Origin of the sequence: Achromobacter animicus, assembly GCF_040775605.1 — a bacterium.
GTDB lineage: Bacteria > Pseudomonadota > Gammaproteobacteria > Burkholderiales > Burkholderiaceae_B > Achromobacter > Achromobacter animicus.
The window spans coordinates 3321216-3339663 of the sequence record NZ_JAYGJK010000001.1; the positions used below are offsets into that span (position 1 = coordinate 3321216).

22 protein-coding genes are annotated in these 18448 nt (G+C 66.7%); 10 read left to right on the plus strand and 12 right to left on the minus strand.

Annotation, left to right across the window (positions count from 1 at the left end):
• Positions 1-17 precede the first annotated feature (17 nt).
• Positions 18-494: a hypothetical protein gene (locus AB3147_RS15045; protein WP_367352300.1), complete on the plus strand. Its 477-nt coding sequence runs from the start codon at positions 18-20 to the stop codon at positions 492-494.
• A 47-nt stretch (positions 495-541) separates the two neighbouring features.
• Here AB3147_RS15045 and AB3147_RS15050 read toward each other — a convergent pair whose 3' ends face one another.
• From AB3147_RS15050 to AB3147_RS15065, 4 genes are all read right to left on the minus strand, one after another.
• Positions 542-739 (minus strand): hypothetical protein, encoded by a 198-nt coding sequence (locus AB3147_RS15050; protein WP_175121331.1) that lies wholly within the window; start codon positions 737-739, stop codon positions 542-544.
• Entirely contained in the window at positions 736-996 is a 261-nt protein-coding gene (locus AB3147_RS15055) for a hypothetical protein (protein WP_286899434.1), read from the minus strand. Before AB3147_RS15055 ends, AB3147_RS15050 begins: the two co-directional genes overlap by 4 nt.
• Before the next feature lie 84 nt (positions 997-1080).
• Positions 1081-1929: a c-type cytochrome gene (locus AB3147_RS15060; protein WP_367352301.1), complete on the minus strand. Its 849-nt coding sequence runs from the start codon at positions 1927-1929 to the stop codon at positions 1081-1083.
• Positions 1926-2351: a c-type cytochrome gene (locus AB3147_RS15065; RefSeq protein ID WP_218344079.1), complete on the minus strand. Its 426-nt coding sequence runs from the start codon at positions 2349-2351 to the stop codon at positions 1926-1928. Before AB3147_RS15065 ends, AB3147_RS15060 begins: the two co-directional genes overlap by 4 nt.
• Before the next feature lie 171 nt (positions 2352-2522).
• On the opposite strand from AB3147_RS15065, the gene AB3147_RS15070 reads away from it, so the two are divergent.
• Genes AB3147_RS15070 through AB3147_RS15080 form a run of 3 tightly spaced genes read left to right on the plus strand, consistent with a single transcriptional unit; the run spans position 2523 to position 6361 of the window.
• The gene (locus AB3147_RS15070; RefSeq protein WP_367352302.1) at positions 2523-3485 is read left to right on the plus strand and encodes a cytochrome c oxidase subunit II; all 963 of its coding nucleotides are present in this window, start codon (positions 2523-2525) and stop codon (positions 3483-3485) included.
• Complete coding sequence (locus tag AB3147_RS15075; protein WP_367352303.1) at positions 3482-6016, plus strand: cbb3-type cytochrome c oxidase subunit I; 2535 nt, start codon at positions 3482-3484, stop codon at positions 6014-6016. The genes AB3147_RS15070 and AB3147_RS15075 overlap by 4 nt, the downstream gene beginning before the upstream one ends.
• A 3-nt stretch (positions 6017-6019) precedes the next feature.
• Positions 6020-6361: a hypothetical protein gene (locus tag AB3147_RS15080; protein ID WP_367352304.1), complete on the plus strand. Its 342-nt coding sequence runs from the start codon at positions 6020-6022 to the stop codon at positions 6359-6361.
• 21 nt (positions 6362-6382) lie between these two features.
• On the opposite strand, the gene AB3147_RS15085 is transcribed toward AB3147_RS15080, so the two are convergent.
• The gene (locus tag AB3147_RS15085) at positions 6383-7336 is read right to left on the minus strand and encodes a cation diffusion facilitator family transporter (RefSeq protein ID WP_279971109.1); all 954 of its coding nucleotides are present in this window, start codon (positions 7334-7336) and stop codon (positions 6383-6385) included.
• Positions 7337-7517: 181 nt separating this feature from the next.
• On the opposite strand from AB3147_RS15085, the gene AB3147_RS15090 reads away from it, so the two are divergent.
• Together AB3147_RS15090 and AB3147_RS15095 are read left to right on the plus strand one after the other, a co-directional pair.
• Complete coding sequence (locus AB3147_RS15090) at positions 7518-8126, plus strand: NAD(P)H-dependent oxidoreductase (protein ID WP_239212715.1); 609 nt, start codon at positions 7518-7520, stop codon at positions 8124-8126.
• 23 nt (positions 8127-8149) lie between these two features.
• Positions 8150-8761, plus strand: coding sequence for a TetR/AcrR family transcriptional regulator (locus AB3147_RS15095; RefSeq protein ID WP_239212714.1), 612 nt, complete (start codon positions 8150-8152; stop codon positions 8759-8761).
• Positions 8762-8774: 13 nt separating this feature from the next.
• On the opposite strand, the gene AB3147_RS15100 is transcribed toward AB3147_RS15095, so the two are convergent.
• Together AB3147_RS15100 and AB3147_RS15105 are read right to left on the minus strand one after the other, a co-directional pair.
• Positions 8775-9587, minus strand: a complete 813-nt coding sequence (locus AB3147_RS15100) for a class I SAM-dependent methyltransferase (RefSeq protein ID WP_367352305.1) — start codon at positions 9585-9587, stop codon at positions 8775-8777.
• A gap of 43 nt (positions 9588-9630) precedes the next feature.
• Entirely contained in the window at positions 9631-9891 is a 261-nt protein-coding gene (locus tag AB3147_RS15105) for an HAD hydrolase-like protein (RefSeq protein WP_367353542.1), read from the minus strand.
• A 251-nt stretch (positions 9892-10142) separates the two neighbouring features.
• Between AB3147_RS15105 and AB3147_RS15110 the strand changes: the two genes are divergently transcribed.
• Positions 10143-10658, plus strand: coding sequence for a helix-turn-helix transcriptional regulator (locus AB3147_RS15110; protein ID WP_367352306.1), 516 nt, complete (start codon positions 10143-10145; stop codon positions 10656-10658).
• Positions 10655-11071, plus strand: a complete 417-nt coding sequence (locus AB3147_RS15115; RefSeq protein WP_367352307.1) for a VOC family protein — start codon at positions 10655-10657, stop codon at positions 11069-11071. Before AB3147_RS15110 ends, AB3147_RS15115 begins: the two co-directional genes overlap by 4 nt.
• 28 nt (positions 11072-11099) lie before the next feature.
• On the opposite strand, the gene AB3147_RS15120 is transcribed toward AB3147_RS15115, so the two are convergent.
• The 3 genes from AB3147_RS15120 to araD form a co-directional block, all read right to left on the minus strand.
• Positions 11100-12089: a Bug family tripartite tricarboxylate transporter substrate binding protein gene (locus tag AB3147_RS15120; RefSeq protein WP_367352308.1), complete on the minus strand. Its 990-nt coding sequence runs from the start codon at positions 12087-12089 to the stop codon at positions 11100-11102.
• A gap of 62 nt (positions 12090-12151) precedes the next feature.
• Positions 12152-12862, minus strand: coding sequence for a ribonuclease activity regulator RraA (locus tag AB3147_RS15125; RefSeq protein WP_056561707.1), 711 nt, complete (start codon positions 12860-12862; stop codon positions 12152-12154).
• A gap of 51 nt (positions 12863-12913) precedes the next feature.
• Positions 12914-14647 (minus strand): L-arabinonate dehydratase, encoded by a 1734-nt coding sequence (araD, locus tag AB3147_RS15130; protein WP_367352309.1) that lies wholly within the window; start codon positions 14645-14647, stop codon positions 12914-12916.
• Between the two features lie 137 nt (positions 14648-14784).
• Here araD and AB3147_RS15135 point away from each other — a divergent pair, with 137 nt between their 5' ends.
• Entirely contained in the window at positions 14785-15474 is a 690-nt protein-coding gene (locus AB3147_RS15135) for a GntR family transcriptional regulator (RefSeq protein ID WP_291377265.1), read from the plus strand.
• Between the two features lie 88 nt (positions 15475-15562).
• Here AB3147_RS15135 and AB3147_RS15140 read toward each other — a convergent pair whose 3' ends face one another.
• Positions 15563-16981, minus strand: coding sequence for a hypothetical protein (locus AB3147_RS15140; RefSeq protein WP_218344087.1), 1419 nt, complete (start codon positions 16979-16981; stop codon positions 15563-15565).
• Positions 16982-17131: 150 nt separating this feature from the next.
• Here AB3147_RS15140 and AB3147_RS15145 point away from each other — a divergent pair, with 150 nt between their 5' ends.
• Positions 17132-17593: a surface-adhesin E family protein gene (locus AB3147_RS15145; RefSeq protein ID WP_175183627.1), complete on the plus strand. Its 462-nt coding sequence runs from the start codon at positions 17132-17134 to the stop codon at positions 17591-17593.
• A 31-nt stretch (positions 17594-17624) separates the two neighbouring features.
• Here AB3147_RS15145 and AB3147_RS15150 read toward each other — a convergent pair whose 3' ends face one another.
• Entirely contained in the window at positions 17625-18446 is an 822-nt protein-coding gene (locus AB3147_RS15150) for an ABC transporter permease subunit (protein ID WP_438860978.1), read from the minus strand.
• Between the last annotated feature and the right edge of the window lie 2 nt (positions 18447-18448).

Sequence of the window (18448 nt, forward strand, 5' to 3'; positions counted from 1 at the left end):
CGACCGCAACGCACGAGATGACGCTTCCTCCAGAACCCTATTCCCCCCGCCGCATTGCCACGCTGGGCGTGTGGCGCGAGGCAGGTCATTCGATCAAGGCGTACGGCATCCATCGAGACCCGAACGCTGCGGGTCCGATCCTGTCCGATCCCGTCAACGCGTCAGTCCGCGCCGCCGTGCGCGACGTCCTGGACGAACACGCTGGCGGTCCGCGCACCCATGGTCTTGGCTACTGCATTGCGCACGTAGGCGAGGAGGCCGTGTGGCTGCTCGTGGACTGGTGGATCTCCGGCGGCATCGTGTGCCAGCGCATGCTCTCCGCACCGTTGGCCCAGCCGGACGCGTTTGCGCCGGTCAACGCGCCCGCGCTGGCTTGTGTGTGGGAACTGGCCGTGATCGCGCATGAACGCGACGCGTGGGTGCGGCACATGCTTACCGAACGGCCAGACGCGGACGGATATCTGCAGGACGTGCTGGCCGCCGGGCGCTATTGACGCGGGGCGCGCGGTACGGACGCGGGCCCCACGTTATTGGCGCGGCGTCAATCCGAGTGTGGCTGCGGCGGCGTGTCCATCGAGGCATCGACCTCGGAGATCGTCTCGCCCGGGTAGGCGACGCGGGCGGCTGCCGCGGCGTCGTCACGCGTCGGATACGAGCCGGCATCCTCCTGGACGCCCAGCAAAGCGATGCCCCGAAAGCCCCAGTGGCCATCCGCGCGTTGAAAGACTTCAACGATCATTTCTCTTCCTCGTCGCGGTCCGGCGCGGGACGCGTGTCGTTGCTGCCAGGCAGCGTGCCGCTTCGCGCCTCGGCTTCTTCCTGCGCCACGGCCTGATCGAAGCCCGGCTGGTCATGGCTGCGCGCGCGCGGCGGGTGGTCAACGTCGGGCACCCGCTCCGGCGTCGTGGCATGGCCGGACGGGCGCAACGCGCCTTTGTTGACGTCGGGCTGGCCGGGAATGGATTCGCGGGCGTTGTCGGATTTCGGTTGCGTCATGGAAATGCTCCGGTGCATCAAGGTGATTGGCAGGCGAGCAAGTGCCGTTCCTGCATGCGGCGCCCCATGACGGGGGCAAACGCTTCACGGCCCCTCGTTCAATGTGCGCAGGAACGCGGCGATATCCCTTGCATCCTGTTCGCTGACGCCCAGGTCGGGCATGGCCGTGCCCGGTTTGACGGCCGGCGGGTTGCGCAACCATCGCTCCATGTTGGCGGGCGTATTGGGCAAGACGCCCGCGATGTACGGCCGCTCGCCCATCTGATCCAGCGCCGGGCCCACGTAGTTCCATGCGCCGGGCACGCCCGGGATTGCGTGGCACGTCACGCAAAGATACTGTTGCAGCGCATCGCGCCCAGCCCGCGCGTCTCCCACACGGGCCGCCGGCTGGGCGTTTGCCTGCGGCTTTTCCGCCGGTTGTCCATCATCGCCACGCCGATAGTCGTCGGCGGACAGGCCCGGCAACACGCGCAGAAACGCCACCACGTCCCAGATCTCGTCGTCGGACAGCCGATACTGCCACGCCGGCATGCCGGTCATCTTGATGCCCTGCCGCGTGACCCAGAAGATTTCGGCTGCCGTGCGCGCGCGTGCGGTGGCGACGAGCGCGGCGGGCGCCGGATTCAGCCCCAGCGCGTAGGGCTGCGGCGCCACCCCCGGCCCGCCGTGGCACTGGGCGCAGTGGACGCGGTACAGACGTGAACCGTTCTGGATGCGCTCGGCGGCGTCCAGCTCAGGCGGCACGATATCCGCTGACCGCATCTTCACGGCCCGCGTCAACGCGACATCCAGCAGGTGGTGCACCGGCGTGGTGTGCGGCGACGTGGCCGTCACGTCGTACATGCCGAAATACACCAAGGCGCCGCCAACCGCGCCTGCGGTGGCGGCAGCGGCAACGAGCGTGAGCGCGGCGGTGCGCTTCCAGCGCTTCATGGCGCCCTCGCCTTGCGGTCCGCGCGCTGCATCAGATAGGCGGCAATGTCCTCGGCGTCGGCCTGTTGCAGGCCGGTGTCGGGCATGGCCGTACGGGGATTCACGACAGGCGGATCCATCAGCCAGCGCACCAGATTTTCAGGCGTATTGGGCAGCAGACCGGCAACGTACGCCTGCCGCGCCATGTTGCCCAGCGGCGGCCCGACGCGGGACGCCGGACCGCTGACGCCGGGCACGGTATGACACGCGGTGCAGCCGTGCTCGGCAATCAACCGGCGGCCTCGGTCTGGGTCAGCCCGTTCGCGCAACCCGCCCGCCGCATCCGCAGGAAAGAGCGGCGGCTTGTCTTCCTGACACGCGCCCAGCAGCAACATCGCAGCCAGGGCTGGTAGCAGGCGGTTGGGTCGGGCTAGCCGGCGCAATGCCGTCTCCTGAATCGCGCTGATTGGCGCAGAACCTGGACTTGCCAGCAACTCCTGTGCCTGCGCTTCGGCTGCGGACGCGGGCACGAAAGATGCTGACGATGCCTCTCGCGGGCCGGCGGCCCGTCGGCCTTGTCGGCCAACGCGCGCCGGGTCATCCACTACAAAAACATGGCGAAAATCCTTCTTATCGTGCTCGCCGCCGCGTTGCCCTTTGCCGCATCGGCTCAACCCAGCGGCGAGGACGCCGCGCGCATCGCCGAGATCGGCTGGGTCCTTTACGTGGGTGCGGCGGCGATCTTCGTCGTAGTGGCCGCGCTGCTGGCGCTCGCGATGTTCGGTCCGGTGACGCTGCGCCGCCGGCTGTCCCGGCCCGGGCTCATCATCGGTGCGGGCATCGCGTTTCCCGTCGTGGCGTTGACCGCCCTGCTCGTCTACGTGCTGACGCCTTCCCCATCGGCGGCCCGGGACGCTGCATCGTTTGCCGCGCGCATCGAAGTCACCGGCGAATTGTGGTGGTGGCGCGTGCGCTATCTGGATGCGTCCGGCGGCGTGATCTTCGAGACTGCCAACGAGATCCGCATCCCCACGGGCAAGCCCGTGCAATTCCTGCTCAAGTCCGACAACGTGATCCACAGCTTCTGGATTCCCGAACTGGGCGGCAAGCTCGACATGGTCCCCGGCCGCGTGAACCGGATGCGCGCGCTGGCTCGGACCCCGGGCACATTTCGCGGCCACTGCGCCGAATATTGCGGCGCGCAACACGCGCAGATGCTGTTCGACGTGCAGGCGGTGGACGCCGAGGCCTTCGACGCCTGGGTGCAGGCGCAACGGCAGCCGGCAGCCGCGCCCGACGCCGCGCTGAAACCGGCGGCCGAGCTATTCAATCAGGCCTGTGCGCAATGCCACACGGTGCGCGGAACAGAGGCACGCGGCACGCTGGGACCGGACCTCACCCATGTGGGCAGCCGCCCGTCCCTTGCGGCGGGCATATTGCCGAACAACGTGGGCGCGCTGGGCGGGTGGATCGCCGGCAGCCAGCAGATCAAGCCCGGCAATGGCATGCCGTCCTTTGACCAATGGCCGGGCGAGGACTTGCGCGCCGTGGCCCGCTACCTGGAAGGCCTGAAGTGACGCGCCCGACATCCCCGACCGAGCTTCCCAACGCGTTGCCGCGGCCCGAAGGCGAACTCGAGCAGCTTGAACGCGCCTGGAAGCGTCCCACCGGATGGCGCGCACTCACGGTCGTGAACAACACGTCCATCGGTCTGCTGTACATCGCCACCGCGCTGCTGTTTTTCATCCTGGCCGGCGTCCTGGGGCTGATGATGCGCACGCAGCTGGCTGCGCCGGACAGCAACCTGATCGGCCACGAACTCTATAACCAGCTCTTCACCATGCACGGCACGGTGATGATGTTCCTGTTCGCGGTGCCGGCCGTCGAAGCCGTGGCCGTGCTGCTGCTGCCCAACATGCTGGGCGCGCGCGACCTGCCGTTTCCAAGGCTGTCGGCCTACGCTTACTGGGCCTATGCGATCGGCGGGCTGGTGTTCTTCTGCAGCATCTTCGTGGGGTTGGCGCCCGATGGCGGTTGGTTCATGTATCCGCCACTGACCAGCACCCAATACTCGCCCGCGGTGAACGCCGACCTGTGGCTGCTGGGCATCGGCTTCATTGAGATCTCGGCAATTGCGGGCGCCATCGAGCTGGCCGTCGGCATCCTGCGTACGCGCGCGCCCGGCATGACGCTCGACAAGATCCCGGTGTTCGCCTGGGTGATGCTGGTGTTCTGCGGCATGGTGATCATTGCGTTTCCTGCGGTCATCGTCGCCACGGCCCTGCTTGAGCTCGAGCGCGCCTTCGACATGCCGTTCTTCATTGCGGCGCGCGGCGGCGATCCACTGCTTTGGCAGCACCTGTTCTGGTTCTTCGGCCACCCGGAGGTCTACATCATCTTCCTGCCCGCCGCCGGCATGGTGTCGATGATGATTCCCGCGATGACCGGCACACCGCTGGTCGGCTATCGCCTGGTGGTGCTGGCGGTCGTGTCCACGGGGTTCCTCAGCTTCGGCCTGTGGGTGCACCACATGTTCGCGACCGGCATTCCGCAGCTGTCGCTCAGCTTCGCGTCGGCCGCCAGCATGGCGGTGTCGGTCCCGACCGCCATCCAGATCTTCGCGTGGATCGCCACCATTGCCGCCGCCGTCCGGCTGCGCCCGCTCAGGACGCCGACGCTGTTCATCCTGGGATTCTTCTTCGTATTCGTGATCGGCGGGCTGACGGGCGTGATGGTGGCCGTGATTCCGTTCGACCTGCAGGCGCACGATACCTATTTCGTCGTTGCGCACCTGCATTACGTGCTGTTCGGCGGGATGGTGTTCCCGCTATTCGCGGCGTTCTACTACTGGACGCCCTTCATCAGCGCGCGGCGGCTGTCGGAACGGCTGGGCCGCTGGGCCTTCTGGCTGATGTTCGTGGGCTTTAACGTCGCGTTCTTTCCGATGCACTTCACCGGGCTGGCCGGCATGCCGCGCCGCGTCTACACCTACGCCGAAAGCCAGGGCCTCGGTCCGCTGAACCTGCTGTCGACCGTGGGCGCCTACCTGATCGCCGCCGGGGTGCTCGTCTTCCTGATCGATCTGGCGCGCAACTTCCGGCCGACCATCGACAACAATGCGGGCAACGTCTGGGACGCCGGCACGCTGGAGTGGCTGCCCAGCGGCAGCTACGGGCTGCGCAGCGTGCCTACGGTCACCAGCCGCGAGCCGTTGTGGGACCAGCCCGGCCTCGCGCGGCAGGTCACCGATGGCCAGCATTACCTGCCCAATTCGCCGGCTGGCCTGCGCACCACACTGGTGACCAGCGCGCTGGACGCCCGGCCCGACTACGTGCTGCCGCTGCCCGGCCCCGCGTGGTCGCCGCTGCTGGCCGCCGTGGGCACTGCGGGATTCTTCCTGCTGCTGACCTTCAAGCTGATGCCGCTGGCGGCGGCCTTTGGTGTGCTGGCCGTCGTCTCGCTGTGGCGCTGGCTGTGGGACGCGGATACCGGGCCGGATTACCCCCCGGTTGAGATCGGCGGCGGCCTGCGGCTGCCCATGATGTGTTCGGGCAGCGCGTCGCATGCGTCGTGGGCGATGGTGCTGCTGCTGATCGTCTGCGCCAGCATTTTTGGCTCGTTGCTGTTCAGCTATCTGTTCCTGTGGACCACGAATCCGCAGGCCTGGCCCTCTGCCCGCGCGCTACCCTCGGCCGGGTGGCCGATACTGTCGACCGTCATGCTGTTGACGGCCGGCGCCATTGCAGCGGCCGCCGGACGGTTGATGACGCAGGACCGGCAAGCCGCGCTGCGTTGGTGCGTCGCAGGCGCGGCGCTGTTGCTGACGGCAGCGCCTGCGCTTGACCTGACCGCGCAATGGCAGGCGGGGCTCCGCCCCCAAACCTCCGCCTACACGGCAGCGACCTACGCCGTCGCGGCCTTGCAGGCGCTCTTTGGCGGAATTTCGGCCGTGATGGCCATCTTTACGGTGGCGCGGTCGCTTGCCGGACGGCTCAGCCCCACGCGCCGCGCGGCGTTCGACACCACCCGGGCGATGTTGTTCTACACCGTGGCGCAGGGGCTGATCGCGCTGGCGCTGCTGCACGCCTTTCCGCGGCTGACGGGGTAAGGCATGCAGACGCGCTTCTCGGTAGAACTGCTGTACCTCATCGCCGGCCCGCTGATCTGGCTGGTGCACTTTCTGTTCATCTACATCGTCAACGCGCTGGCCTGCGCGCGTTCGGCGCTGACCGGCCTGTGGCTTGGACTGCCGGTGTCGTCGTGGATCATCGTGGCCGGTGGCGTGGCCGCACTGACCGGAATGGCGCTGGCCGCGTGGCGCCAGCATGCGCGGGTGCGGGCGCAGCATGCGCCACCATTTCATGCCTGGCTTTGCGCCGCGCTGTGCGGGCTGTCGGCCGTGGCCGTCGTCTGGGAAACGCTGCCGGTGTTCCTGATGGCGGCGTGTCTTTGAAACGACACACGGCAGCTGACGCTATTCCGCCCACTCCGGGTCACCCGTAAATACCACCGTCAGCCAGCGATCCGGGCTGTCCGCGCCAAGCGCCTCCCCGATCTCATCACGCAGGCTGTCCCACGCTTCAATGCCGCGCGCCGGCGTGTCGGCCGGCACGATGAAATACAGCTCGATTTCCTGCGACCGGCCGACCTTTGCCACGTACGCGCGGTACGACGCGAAGCCATGGCGCTGCACGAAGGCCTGCGCCACCGAGTCCACGTGCTGCTTCAGGTCGGCCGGCGTGACCAGCAGCATCTCGGACAATGCCTGGCGGATGACCGACAGCGGCAAGGGGATGATCACCGCGCACACCACGGCCAGCACGGCCGGGTCGATGTAGGGCGAAATCCATTCCCAGCGGGTGCCCTGTACGCCAAACCCGATGCAGAACGCCACCAGCAGCGCGGCCGTGATGCTGGCCGACATGATCCAGCCCTTCAGGTCCATGTGCAGGAATGCCGACCGGATCCGCCGGTTCGCGCGCGCCTCGGCCAGCGCGATTGCCACGCAGGCGGTCAGCGTAAGCACGGCATAGATGAGCGCCAGGCCAAACTCCAGATCGCGCCCGCCTTTCAGCAGACTGCTGATCGCGTTGATGAGGGCGTAGATCGCCACGCCGCTGAGCAAAATGCCGTTCAGGGCCAGCACCATCGGTTCCAGATGCCAGAACCCCATCGTGAAGCGCTCTCGCAGCTTGCGCGGCAGTTGGCGGGACGTGGCGTAAGAGGTGATCAGCCGCACGACGACCAGCGACAGCGCGCTCATGCTGGCGTCGACCAGCGAATAGACACCATCGAAGACGATGGAAAACGATCCCGAGGCCACGCCAAAGCCGATACCGATGGCGGCGATGCACAGTGTGACCGCGATGGATATCCGCAACACGCCCTGCTCCGAGCGCAGGTCGAACAATGCCGTTCGTGAGGTCATGCTTCCTCCGTGGGGGACTGATCTGGCGACACGATAACCGTATAGATCCGCGGGCGGTGCATGGCTGGGTTCGACGACACCTATGGGAGCGGAAGATTTTTCTGGCATTACCTACTAAACGTAGGCTACGATTCGTACACTACGTTTGGTAGGTTAAATCTTCCGATCAAAGGAATTCGCCATGCATGCGCTCATCGTTGTTGCTCATCCCGACCCGGCGTCCCTGACGCACGCCATCGCCAAGCAGGTCGCGCAAGGGGTTGCGCAGGCAGGCCCGCAGTCGGAGCCGCCGCATTCTTTCGAGATGGCGGATCTGGCCGCCGAAGGCTTCGACCCGCGCTTCACCCAGGCCGACGTGGACCTGCACCTGACCCGTTCCAACCCGCCCGCGGACGTGACCGCCGAGCACGCGCGCCTGGACCGCGCCGATGCGCTGGTGCTCGTGTACCCCGTTCATTGGTGGTCGTTTCCCGCCTTGATGAAGGGCTGGATCGACCGCGTCTTCACCAATGGCTGGGCCTACGACGCCCCGCCCGACGGCAAGGTCGTCAAACGCCTGCAGCGGCTGCAGGTGCATCTGGTCGCCAGCGGCGGCGCCGATATGCGCACCTATGCCCGGCACGGCTATTTCGGCGCAATGAAGACGCAAATTGATCACGGCATCTTCGGCTACTGCGGCGCGCGCGTGGCAACATCCGATCTGCTGGTCGCGTCCGACGCCGGATACCCCGAAGCGCACCTGACCGCCGCGCAGGCCATCGGCCAGCGGATCTTTGCCCCGCAGTTGTGAGTTTGACCTCGAAGAGACCCTTGATGACGTCCCTATCCGCCCCCTCTCCCCGCCGCCGGTTGTCCAAGGACGCACGGCAACGCCAGCTCATCGACGTGTCCTGGGCGCTGATCCGCGATGAAGGCACGGACGCGCTGACGCTGGGCCGGCTTGCTGAACAGGCCGGCGTATCCAAGCCGGTCGTCTATGACCACTTCGGCACCCGCAACGGGCTGCTGGCGGCGCTGTATCAGGATTTCGACCAACGCCAGACGGCGATCATCGACGACGCCATCGCCGCCAGCAAACCCACGCTGCAAGACAAGGCAGACGTCATCGCCACCCGGTACGTGGAATGCGTGTCGGCGCAGGGGCGTGAAATCCCGGGCGTGCTGGCTGCGTTGAATGGCTCACCGGAACTGGCCGCGGTAAAGACGCAATATCAGCACGCGTTCATCAGGAAATGCCAGGACATCCTGGCGCCGTTCGCCGGCTCCCAAGGCGTTTCCTTGGCCAGTCTGTGGGGCATGCTGGGCGCGGCCGACGCGCTCTCGCAGGCGGCGGTCGCAGGCGAGATCACGCAGCAAGCCGCGCGGGACGAGTTGTTCCGGATCATCGTAAACATGGTGAAACACGCGCGCCCCCCTGAAAAATAGGGTTTGAACTGCCCTATTTTGTTGCGGTGACCACATGCGCCTGGATCTTTCCTGTGATCGGACCGGCACCGTAGCGGGCGGCCAGAACCTGCGCCGCTCGCTCCGTGGTGGGCATCAGCAGACTCGCGTCGCGCGCTTCGATTTCGTTGCGCAGGGGCGTGCCCTGGCAGTAGGCGGTCGCAGCTTCCTGGGCGGATCGCGCACGGCTGACTTCCTCGTGCGTCTCGATTTGCACGTCTTCAAAGCCCGCCCGGCGCAGGTCATCCTGGATTCGCGCCTTGTCGTAGTAACCATGAGGCGTGCGCGCGATAAAGACCGGTGGGTTCTCCGGAAACATCTCGGCGACCGCCTGTGCGACAACGGCAGCAAATTCATTCTCTTGAACGCTGTCCCACACACTGAAGACAAAGCGCCCGCCCGGCTGCAGGACCCGGCGCGCCTCGGCATAGGCGCCTACTCGGTCAGGAAAAAACATCGCTCCAAACTGGCAGCACACGACGTCAAAGGTTTCGTCCTCGAACGGCAGGTGCATGGCATCCGCCTGCCGCCATTCGATACGGTCGCCGTCTGCCTGGCGGGCGGCTGCGTAATCGAGCATGGGCTGATTGAGGTCAGTGGCCACATAGCGCGTCCCGGCGCCCAGCCGCGGCGCCAGCGCCCGTGTAACCGCACCGCTGCCCGCTGCCGTTTCCAGCACCGCGTGCGGCGAAAACCCTGCTACCCGCTCCGCCATGCCCGCCGCATAGGGCGCGAAGATCATGGGGACCATCAGGGAGTCGTAAAGCTTCGGAATCGAACCGATGAATGCCTTGTCGAAGTCGGTCATGGTGCTACTCCTTTAACACGCCGCGCGCCGTCAGCGCGCCGGCCTATGGAGAGTCGAGCAACGCCGCGCAGGCTTCCGCCAGGTCGCCGAAGCCATGCAGGAGCACGTCCGGCGCAAGTTCCACGGCAGGGATTTCCGTATACCCAAAGTCGACCAGCACCAGCGGCGTGCCGGCCCCGCGCGCGGCGCCCGCATCGGTGTCGGCATCACCCACCATGACGGTGCGAGCCAGATTGCCACCCACGGCCTGCACGGCTTCGATCAGGTGTGCGGGATTGGGCTTGGCCGCAGACACCGCGTCGATGCCTACACGCCGTCAAGGTCGAAAGCGATGGTGGCCCCTTCCAGGGCGATGAGATCGGTCATGAACGGCAGCTCCGCTTCGGGTCCGGCAGTCAACCTGACCCAAATACATAGCTTAGCGCTGAGCGGCCCCGCCCACACTACCGGCGTATCCCTCGCCCACGCCGCCAGATGCCCGCATGGGCAATCATGGTCGGAACCTCAGGCGCGAGCTCGATACACTAGCCGCGTATCCGCCCTCATCCGCCGATCATGCCCGCTCGCGATCCTCATAGACCCCGTCCCGGGGACGACGCCCTGCTGGACCCTGCGCTCCTGCGCCGCCTGTTGCGCGCAAAGGATCTGATGGACGCCGCGTCGCACGAGGCCTGGCCCGTCAGCCGGCTGGCCGAAGTCGGCGGCGTTTCGCCTGCCTATTTCGCCCGCTCATTCAAACGGGCGTTCGGGATGCCGCCTCATCGTTATCTGATGACCCGTCGCATCGAACGCGCCGTCACGTTGCTGCGTGATACCGGCATGAGCATCACGGACATCGCCTTTGCGACCGGCTGGGAAAGCCTGGGCACGTTCGGCCGCACCTTCCACGACATCACCGGATGCAGCCCCGGCGCCATGCGTGGCGACCAGCAGCGTGCCGCACCGTGTACCGCCATTCCCGTCTGTGTGCTGCAAGCCGTCCAGCGTCCCGATCTGGCCACCGCAGTTTTGGAGAAGCGGCGCCTCGCCGGCAACGCTACAGTGCGGCCATCCACCAAGGAGAAATCATGACCGAAGGCGTCAATGTCGCAGGCATATACGTGGAAGACCAGGACGAAGCGCTGGCCTTTTACGTAGACAAACTGGGGTATCGCGTACATACGGACGTGCGCAACGGACCCTACCGCTGGCTCACGGTCCAGCATCCCGAGCAGCCGTCGTTCCAGCTTGGCCTGTTCCGGCCGGGTCCGCCCATCCACGACGAAGCCACCGCTCAGACCTTGCGCGCCATGGTTGCCAAGGGCGCGATGCCGCCCTTGGTGTTGTCGGTGGCCGATTGCCGCGCCAGCCATGCCCGCCTGAAGGCGCTTGGCGTGGAGTTCACCCAGGAGCCCGTGGACAGGTACGGAAGCGTCGACGCGGGCTTTCGGGACCCGTCGGGCAATGGGTGGAAGATGATCCAGTCGCCAACGCGCGCCGCCTGAACGCGGCGCGCGTTGGCAAGACGTCCTGCTATTCCACCGACGCGCCCGACTTCTTCACCACTTCCGCCCAGCGCGGAATCTCGGTCGCCATCAGCTCCCGAAGCTCGTCGGGCGTGCTGCCGACCAGTTCCATGCCCATGGTCTTGCCCAGCTTTTCCTGCACGTCGGGTTCTTTCAGGATTAGGGCGATCTCGGCGGCTAGCTTGTCCAGAATGGGCTTGGGCGTGCCCTTGGGCGCGTACACCGCCTGCCAGGACGCCATCTGGAAGCCCGGCACGCCGGCTTCCTGCATGGTCGGGACCTCGGGCGCGAGGGCGATGCGGTCCTTGGTGGTGACGGCCAGCAGCTTGAGCTTGCCGGTCTGCAGCAGCGGCAGCGCCGCCGTCATCTGGTCGAACATGAACGTCACCGCGCCGGACGAGACATCCACCATGGCGGGCGGCGTGCCCTTGTACGGCACGTGGGTGAGCGGCACGCCGATCATGCCGGCGAACAGCTCACCGGCCAGGTGCGTCGAGGTTCCCGCCCCCGAGGACGCGAACGTGCGCTTGGTGGGGTCGCGCTTGAGCAGCGCGATCAGGTCGGCCACCGAGTTCACGCCCAGATTTGGATCCACCAGCAGCACGTTGGGCAGGAAGGCGATCAGCGACACCGGCTCGAAGTCTTTAACCGGGTCGTACTTCAGGTTCTTGTACAGGCTGGCGTTGATGGCATGGGTGCTGATCGTGCCGCCGAACAAGGTGTAGCCATCGGGCGGCGCCTTGGCGACGTAGGTGGCGCCGATGCCGCCGGCGGCGCCCGGCTTGTTTTCCACGACGACATTCTGTTTCAGGCGGTCGCCCAACTTCTGGGCCAGCACCCGGCCCACCACGTCGGTCGAACCGCCCACGGTGAACGGCACCACATAGGAAATCGGCTTTTGCGTGGGCCAGTCGGAGGCGCTGGCGGGCAACGCCAGCGTCCCGAAGACCGCGCCGGCCAGAAGCGCGGCAAGCGCGCCACGTCGTTGCGTGTTCATGAGTTGTCTCCTGCCTTGTTTTATAGGTATGTGTGGGGTGCCGGTCGTGCCGGCGGCAAGGCTCAGCGGCCCTGTTCTTTGCGCCAGGCGGCGAATTTGTCCTTCGTGCCCGGATCGGTCGGCGGGTACAGGCCCAGGATGGACGCGCCGCCTTGCACCTGGCTGGTGACGAAATCCTCGAAGGCGGTCATCTCGACGGCTTCCAGGGCGATCTCGTCAGCCAGGTGCGCCGGAATCACCACCACGCCTTCCCGGTCGCCCACGACGATGTCGCCCGGCCACACGGCCACGTCGCCGCAGCCGATGGGCGCATTGATGTCCAGCGCCTGATGCAACGTGAGGTTGGTGGGTGCGGACGGACGCTGGTGATAGGCGGGAAAGCCCATCTCGGCAATTTCGGGTGAATCGCGAAAGCCCCCGTCGGTGACCACGCCCGCCACGCCACGCTTCATCAGGCGGGTGACCAGAATGGAGCCTGCGGACGCGGCGCGCGCATCCTTGCGGCTGTCGATGACGAAGACCGCGCCTTCCGGGCAGGTCTCGACCGCGGCGCGCTGCGGATGCGCGCGGTCTTCAAACACCTTGATCGTGTTCAGGTCTTCGCGCGCGGGGATGTACCGCAGCGTGAAGGCCGGGCCGACCATGTTGGGCAGGTTGGCGTTCAACGGGCGCACGTCCTGGATGAACTGGTTGCGCAGGCCGCGTTTGAACAGGGCCGTGCACAGGGTGGCGGTGCTGACGCCTGCCAGCCGGGCGCGGGTTTCGGGATTCATTTGGGACACGATGGCTCCGGGTATTGGATCGGGGATCTAAAAATGGCGGATTCAGAAAATGGCGGGCTCGGGCACGGGCGCGCCGAATTCCGTTTCCAGGAAGTCCAGGTCGCAGCCGTCGTTGGCCTGCAGGATGTGCTTGGAATACATCCAGCCGTAACCACGCTCGTAGCGCTTGGGCGGCGGCGTCCAGGCGGCGCGGCGCGCGGCCATTTCCTCGTCGCTGATGTTCAGGTTGATGGTGCGGGCGGGCACGTCCACGGTGATCGTGTCGCCGGTCTTGACCAGCGCCAGCGGGCCGCCGATGTAGCTTTCGGGCGCGACGTGCAGGATGCAGGCGCCGTAGCTGGTGCCGCTCATGCGGGCATCCGACAGGCGGAGCATGTCACGCACGCCCTGCTTGACCAGTTTGGTCGGGATCGGCAGCATGCCCCACTCCGGCATGCCGGGACCGCCCTGCGGACCGGCATTGCGCAAGATCATGATGTGGTCGGCGGTGACGTCCAGGTTCTCGTCCTCGACGGCGGCCTTCATGCTGGGATAGTCGTCAAAGACCAGCGCAGGGCCGGTGTGCCGCAGGTATTGCGGGGCGCACGCGCTGGGCTTGATGACGCAGCCGTCCGGCGCGATGTTGCCGCGCAGCACGGCCAACGCACCTTCGTCGTAGATCGCCTCGTCAAGCTTGCGGATCACGTCGTCGTTGTAGACCTCGGCGCCCGCGATGTTCTCGCCGAGCGTCTTGCCGGTAACCGTCATGGCAGACAGGTCCAGGTGGTCATTCTGCAACCGCGACATCAGCGCCGGCAGGCCGCCCGCGTAGTAGAAGTCTTCCATCAGGTAGGTGTCGCCGCTGGGCCGGATGTTGGCGATGACGGGCACCTTGCGGCTGGCCGCGTCGAAGTCGTCCAGGCCCACCGCGCAGCCCGCCCGCCGCGACATGGCGACCAGGTGGATGATGGCGTTGGTGGAACAGCCCATCGCCATGGCGACGTTGATGGCGTTCTTGAACGACGCCACGCTCAGGATGCGCTGCGGTGTCAGGTCGTCCCAGACCATCTCGACCACACGCCGGCCGCACTCGGCCGACATGCGCATGTGGTTCACATCCGCAGCAGGGATGGATGAGGCGCCGGGCAGCGTCATGCCAATGGCCTCGGCGATGGCGGTCATGGTGCTGGCGGTGCCCATCGTCATGCAGGTGCCGTAGCTGCGGGCGATGCCGCCCTCCACTTCCGTCCACTGTTCCTGCGTGATCTTGCCAGCGCGGCGTTCGTCCCAGAGCTTCCAGGCGTCCGACCCGGAACCCAGGATCTTGCCCTTCCAGTTGCCGCGCAGCATGGGGCCGGCGGGCACGTAGACGCACGGCAGGCCGGCGCTGATGGCTCCCATGATGAGCCCGGGCGTGGTCTTGTCGCAGCCGCCCATCAAAACGGCCCCGTCCACCGGGTGGCTGCGCAACAGCTCCTCGGTCTCCATGGCCAGGAAGTTGCGGTACAGCATGGTGGTCGGTTTGACGAAGGACTCCGACACGGAAATCGCTGGCAGCTCCACCGGAAATCCGCCCGCCTGGAACACACCGCGCTTTACGTCTTCGACGCGCTGCTTGAAATGGCTGTGACAGGGATTCAGGTCGGACCAGGTGTTGATGATGGCAATGACGGGGCGACCGGCCCAATCGTCGGGGCCGTAGCCCATCTGCATCATGCGGGAACGGTGGCCGAAGGAGCGCAGATCGTCCTTGGCCATCCAGGCAGCGCTGCGCAAGCTTTCGTAGGTGCGTTTCATGGGGATACGAGGGATGCGGAGTAAGAGTCAAAGCATTTAAACACTAATACATTAGTGCGTCAGCTAGGTGAAAACCCGCTACACTGCGGCATTCGCCATCCGCCCATTCCTGCGCGGAACCTCGACATGTTTACTCGATGCAAAGCCAGAAGCTCAGACTGGATCGCTCCCGCCACGCGGCCCCACAGGTTTTCGAACACCTGCGGCGCCAGATCATTTCGCTCGAACTCGTACCTGGCGCACCGCTATCGCGCGTCACCCTGGCCGAATGCTACGGTCTGAGCCAGACGCCCATCCGCGATGCGCTCATGCGGCTGGCCGAGGAAGCCCTGGTCGAAATCTACCCGCAGCACACCACGGTGGTCAGCCGTGTCGACATCGCGGCCGCCCGGCAGGCGCATTTCCTGCGCCGCTCGCTGGAACTGGAAATCGTCCATGTGCTCGCGCAGCGGCCTGACCCGATGCTGCTCCAGCGCCTGCAGGCCTCCATCGACCTGCAGCGCGCCGCCCACGCCACCGGCGAATACCAGCAATTCATCAACGCGGACCAGGCGTTTCACCGCGACATGCACGAAGCCGCTGGCGTGGCCAGCCTGTGGGAAATGGCGCAGCGCTACAGCGGCCACCTGGATCGGCTGCGGCGGTTGCATCTGCCGGAAGCCGGCAAGGCGGAACGCATCCTGGACGATCATCAGCGGCTGGTGGACGCCATCGCCGCGCAGGATCCTGCCAGGGCGCAACAGGTGCTGCGCGAGCACCTGTCAGGCACGCTCAGCCAGGTGGCTGAAATCTGCAAGCGTTATCCGGAATATGTAGTGACCGATTAGCCGAGGGCGCGCTGCGGCTGAAGGAGGAACCGACGGCCGATTGGCGGACGCCTGCTAGCGAACGCGGCGGGGTGCCGCTATCTCGGACTCAATCCAGCGGATACCGCTGAATGACGGTCTTGCCGTTGCGTTCCGCAAGCGACAGCAAGGCGTCGCCGGTCTGGTCCAGGCCCAGCAGCCCGCGCTCCTGCTCATGGGACAACTGGAATGGCCGCCAGGACCTGCCCTTGTCGCGGCTGTAGAAGTAGGTCTTCGTGTATTCGTTGCCCGAGAACAGCTGTTCGGCGTAGGTCTTGATGACCCACGCATTGCGCCCAAACCACGCCTGCCCGATCCACGACGCCGCGCCGCGCACGTTCGGCGAGCGTGATCGCTTCACCCAGGCCATGCCGGTCTTGTCCAGTTGGTAGATGGTGTCGCCTTCGGTTTCGAAGACGGGTTGATCGCGCGTCAGCAGCGCATGGGCGTCCTGGGCGGGCACCCGGGCAACGTCCGGCGTAATGCGGAACGCGGGCGACGCGCCTTCCTGGAATTGCACTTCGAAGCGGCGCGTCTCGATCAATTCGGGCGCGTCCTGGCCTTCCGGCCGCACGCGGGTGCGCCAGCTCCAGCCCACCGCGCGCGTGTCGTCCAGCGGGTAGAGCGACCAGCCATAGCCCAATTGCTCCGTGCCGTACGCCTTGCGATCCCGCTCCGCTAGCTCGGCGAACTTGCGCTCGAACGCGGCCGAATCCGGCCACACCTGCTCTTTCAGTCGCGTCGCCGACCAGTGCTTGGCGCCGTCGCAGCTATGCAGCAGGCGCACGCCGGTCTCGTGGTTTTCCAGGGCAATCGCCAGCCGGTCGGTGAGAAAGGCCGTGTGCAACTGCGGCACGCCCAGCGTCACGTCGGGATCGTACGTCCACGTGACGCCCAGGTCGTCGGAACGCAGCGCGTCCCAGGCCGCGGGCTGGTCGCCTTCGCCCGGACTGCGCAGGGTGCTGGTGATCAGAAACAGCGGCTCGCCGCCGGGCGCACCGATCAACGTTACGCCGGTATCGCCGCTGATGGAGCCCAGCAGCTCGAATACACCGGTGCCCCGTCCTCCGTAGATCAGGTTGCGCGTATCGGTGGTGGACCGGCCGGTCTGCAGCATGGTCAGGGCCAGATCGCCGTGGCCATGCGCCATGGCGGTGATGGCGCCGGTCTGCGCGAGCTGGATCCGCTGCTTTTGCAGCCTGTCTTTCAGCGCCGGGATCTGCGTGTCCAGCACGGGCGCCTGCGCCAGGCCGTCAATGTCCTTGGCGGTGACCAGAAGCTGGCCGGTCAGCAATTGGCGTTCGCCGTAACGCTGGATGGCAACGCGCGAGTAAGACGCCAGCGCCGGGCCATTGAGTTCACCCACGACCTCGCTGCGCGGCAGCGGATCGCCCATCGGGATGATCTGGTAGATGCCGCGCGCCAGCACGGCGGCGGTGATGACCGCCAGGCCAGCGGCCACGAGTCTGATGGTCTTGGGTCCAGGCATGCCGGGCATAATGCCAGCCCCCCACGCCGCCAGCCACATTTATCGAACGGACGGAACTATAGCGCGTTGCGCCCGGTTCTCTATACTGGCGTAACGCATGCTCACGTCTTACCGGACGCGCGCCCCTGCCCCGACACCACGGAATCGCCCATGACCGCAAGGCCCCCTTCTGCCCTCCTCGCCCTGGCCCTGTTTGTCGGGGCGAGCGGCGGCCCGATGGCGCATGGCGCCGCCGCCAACGATCCGGCCTGGGTGCCGGTCGACCCGCAGACGATGCCGGGCGTGTTCTACGACAGCAATTCCATCCGCACCGTGTCCGAAAGCCCAACGGTACGCGCGGTGACGGTGGCCTGGTTCTATGCGCAGCCGCGCATCTCCGAGGCCAATGGCCAACCCTACGGCTCGGTGACCCAGCCGGTAACGCTGAACTGCGCCGCCGACACCTATACCGTCACCCAGGTTCTGCACCACGCGGGCAACGACGCCACCGGGGCGATCGTGGAGTCCATCCCGGTGGCGGGCATCCGCAACGCGCCCGTCACCCGCGACCCGGTGCAGCGGCGCCTGCGGGACCTGGTGTGCGCGGCAAACGGCAAAAGCGCGCGCAAGTAGCGGGTGGCAAAGGGGTAGCCACCCCGGGTCGCTACTGGCCGCGCCAGTAGCGGTACAACGCCCGGGCGCCGGCGTCCAGCAGGAACCCCAGCACGCCGATCATCAGCACCATCGCCATCAGTTCCGCATACGCCAGCCGGTCGCGCGTGTCCAGGATGAAATACCCCATGCCGGCCGACACGCCCAGCATTTCGCACGGGACCAGCACGATCCACAGGATGCCGATCGCCAACCGCACGCCGGTCAGGATGTGGCCCATCACGCCGGGCAGGATGACGCTGCGCAGCGTCTCCCAGCGGGTCGCTGCCACGCTCTGCGCCAATTGCAGCCAACGCGGATCAAGCTGCTGCACGCCGGCAGCCGTGTTCAGCACGATCGGCCAGACCGCCGCGAACGCCAGCAGAAAGTAGACGGGATCGTCCCCGACGCCAAACACCATGACCGCGATCGGCATCCACGACAGCGGCGAGATCATGCGCAGGAATTGCATGGCGGGCGAGGCTGCCGCCTCCAGCCGGCGCCAGCTGCCGATCGCCAGGCCCAGCGGCACGCCGATCGCCAAGGCCAGCCCCAAGCCCACCGCGATGCGCCGCAGGCTGACCAGGATGTGGTGCGGCAGGTCCGAGCCGGACAGCAATTCGCCCAGGCTGACGAAGGTGGGTCCGGGCGCAAAGCGCCGGGCCATGCCGCCCGCCGGCGCCAGGACTTCCGTGCCCAGCCACCACAGCGCCAGCAGGAGCCCCAACCCGCCCAGGCCGAGCGCGTAGCGCGCGCCCAGACCCAGGCCAGCCGCCCTTGTGCGACGGGCAGGCACCGCCGCCTGCCGCTGCACGTCGGGCGGTGCCTGTGCCACGG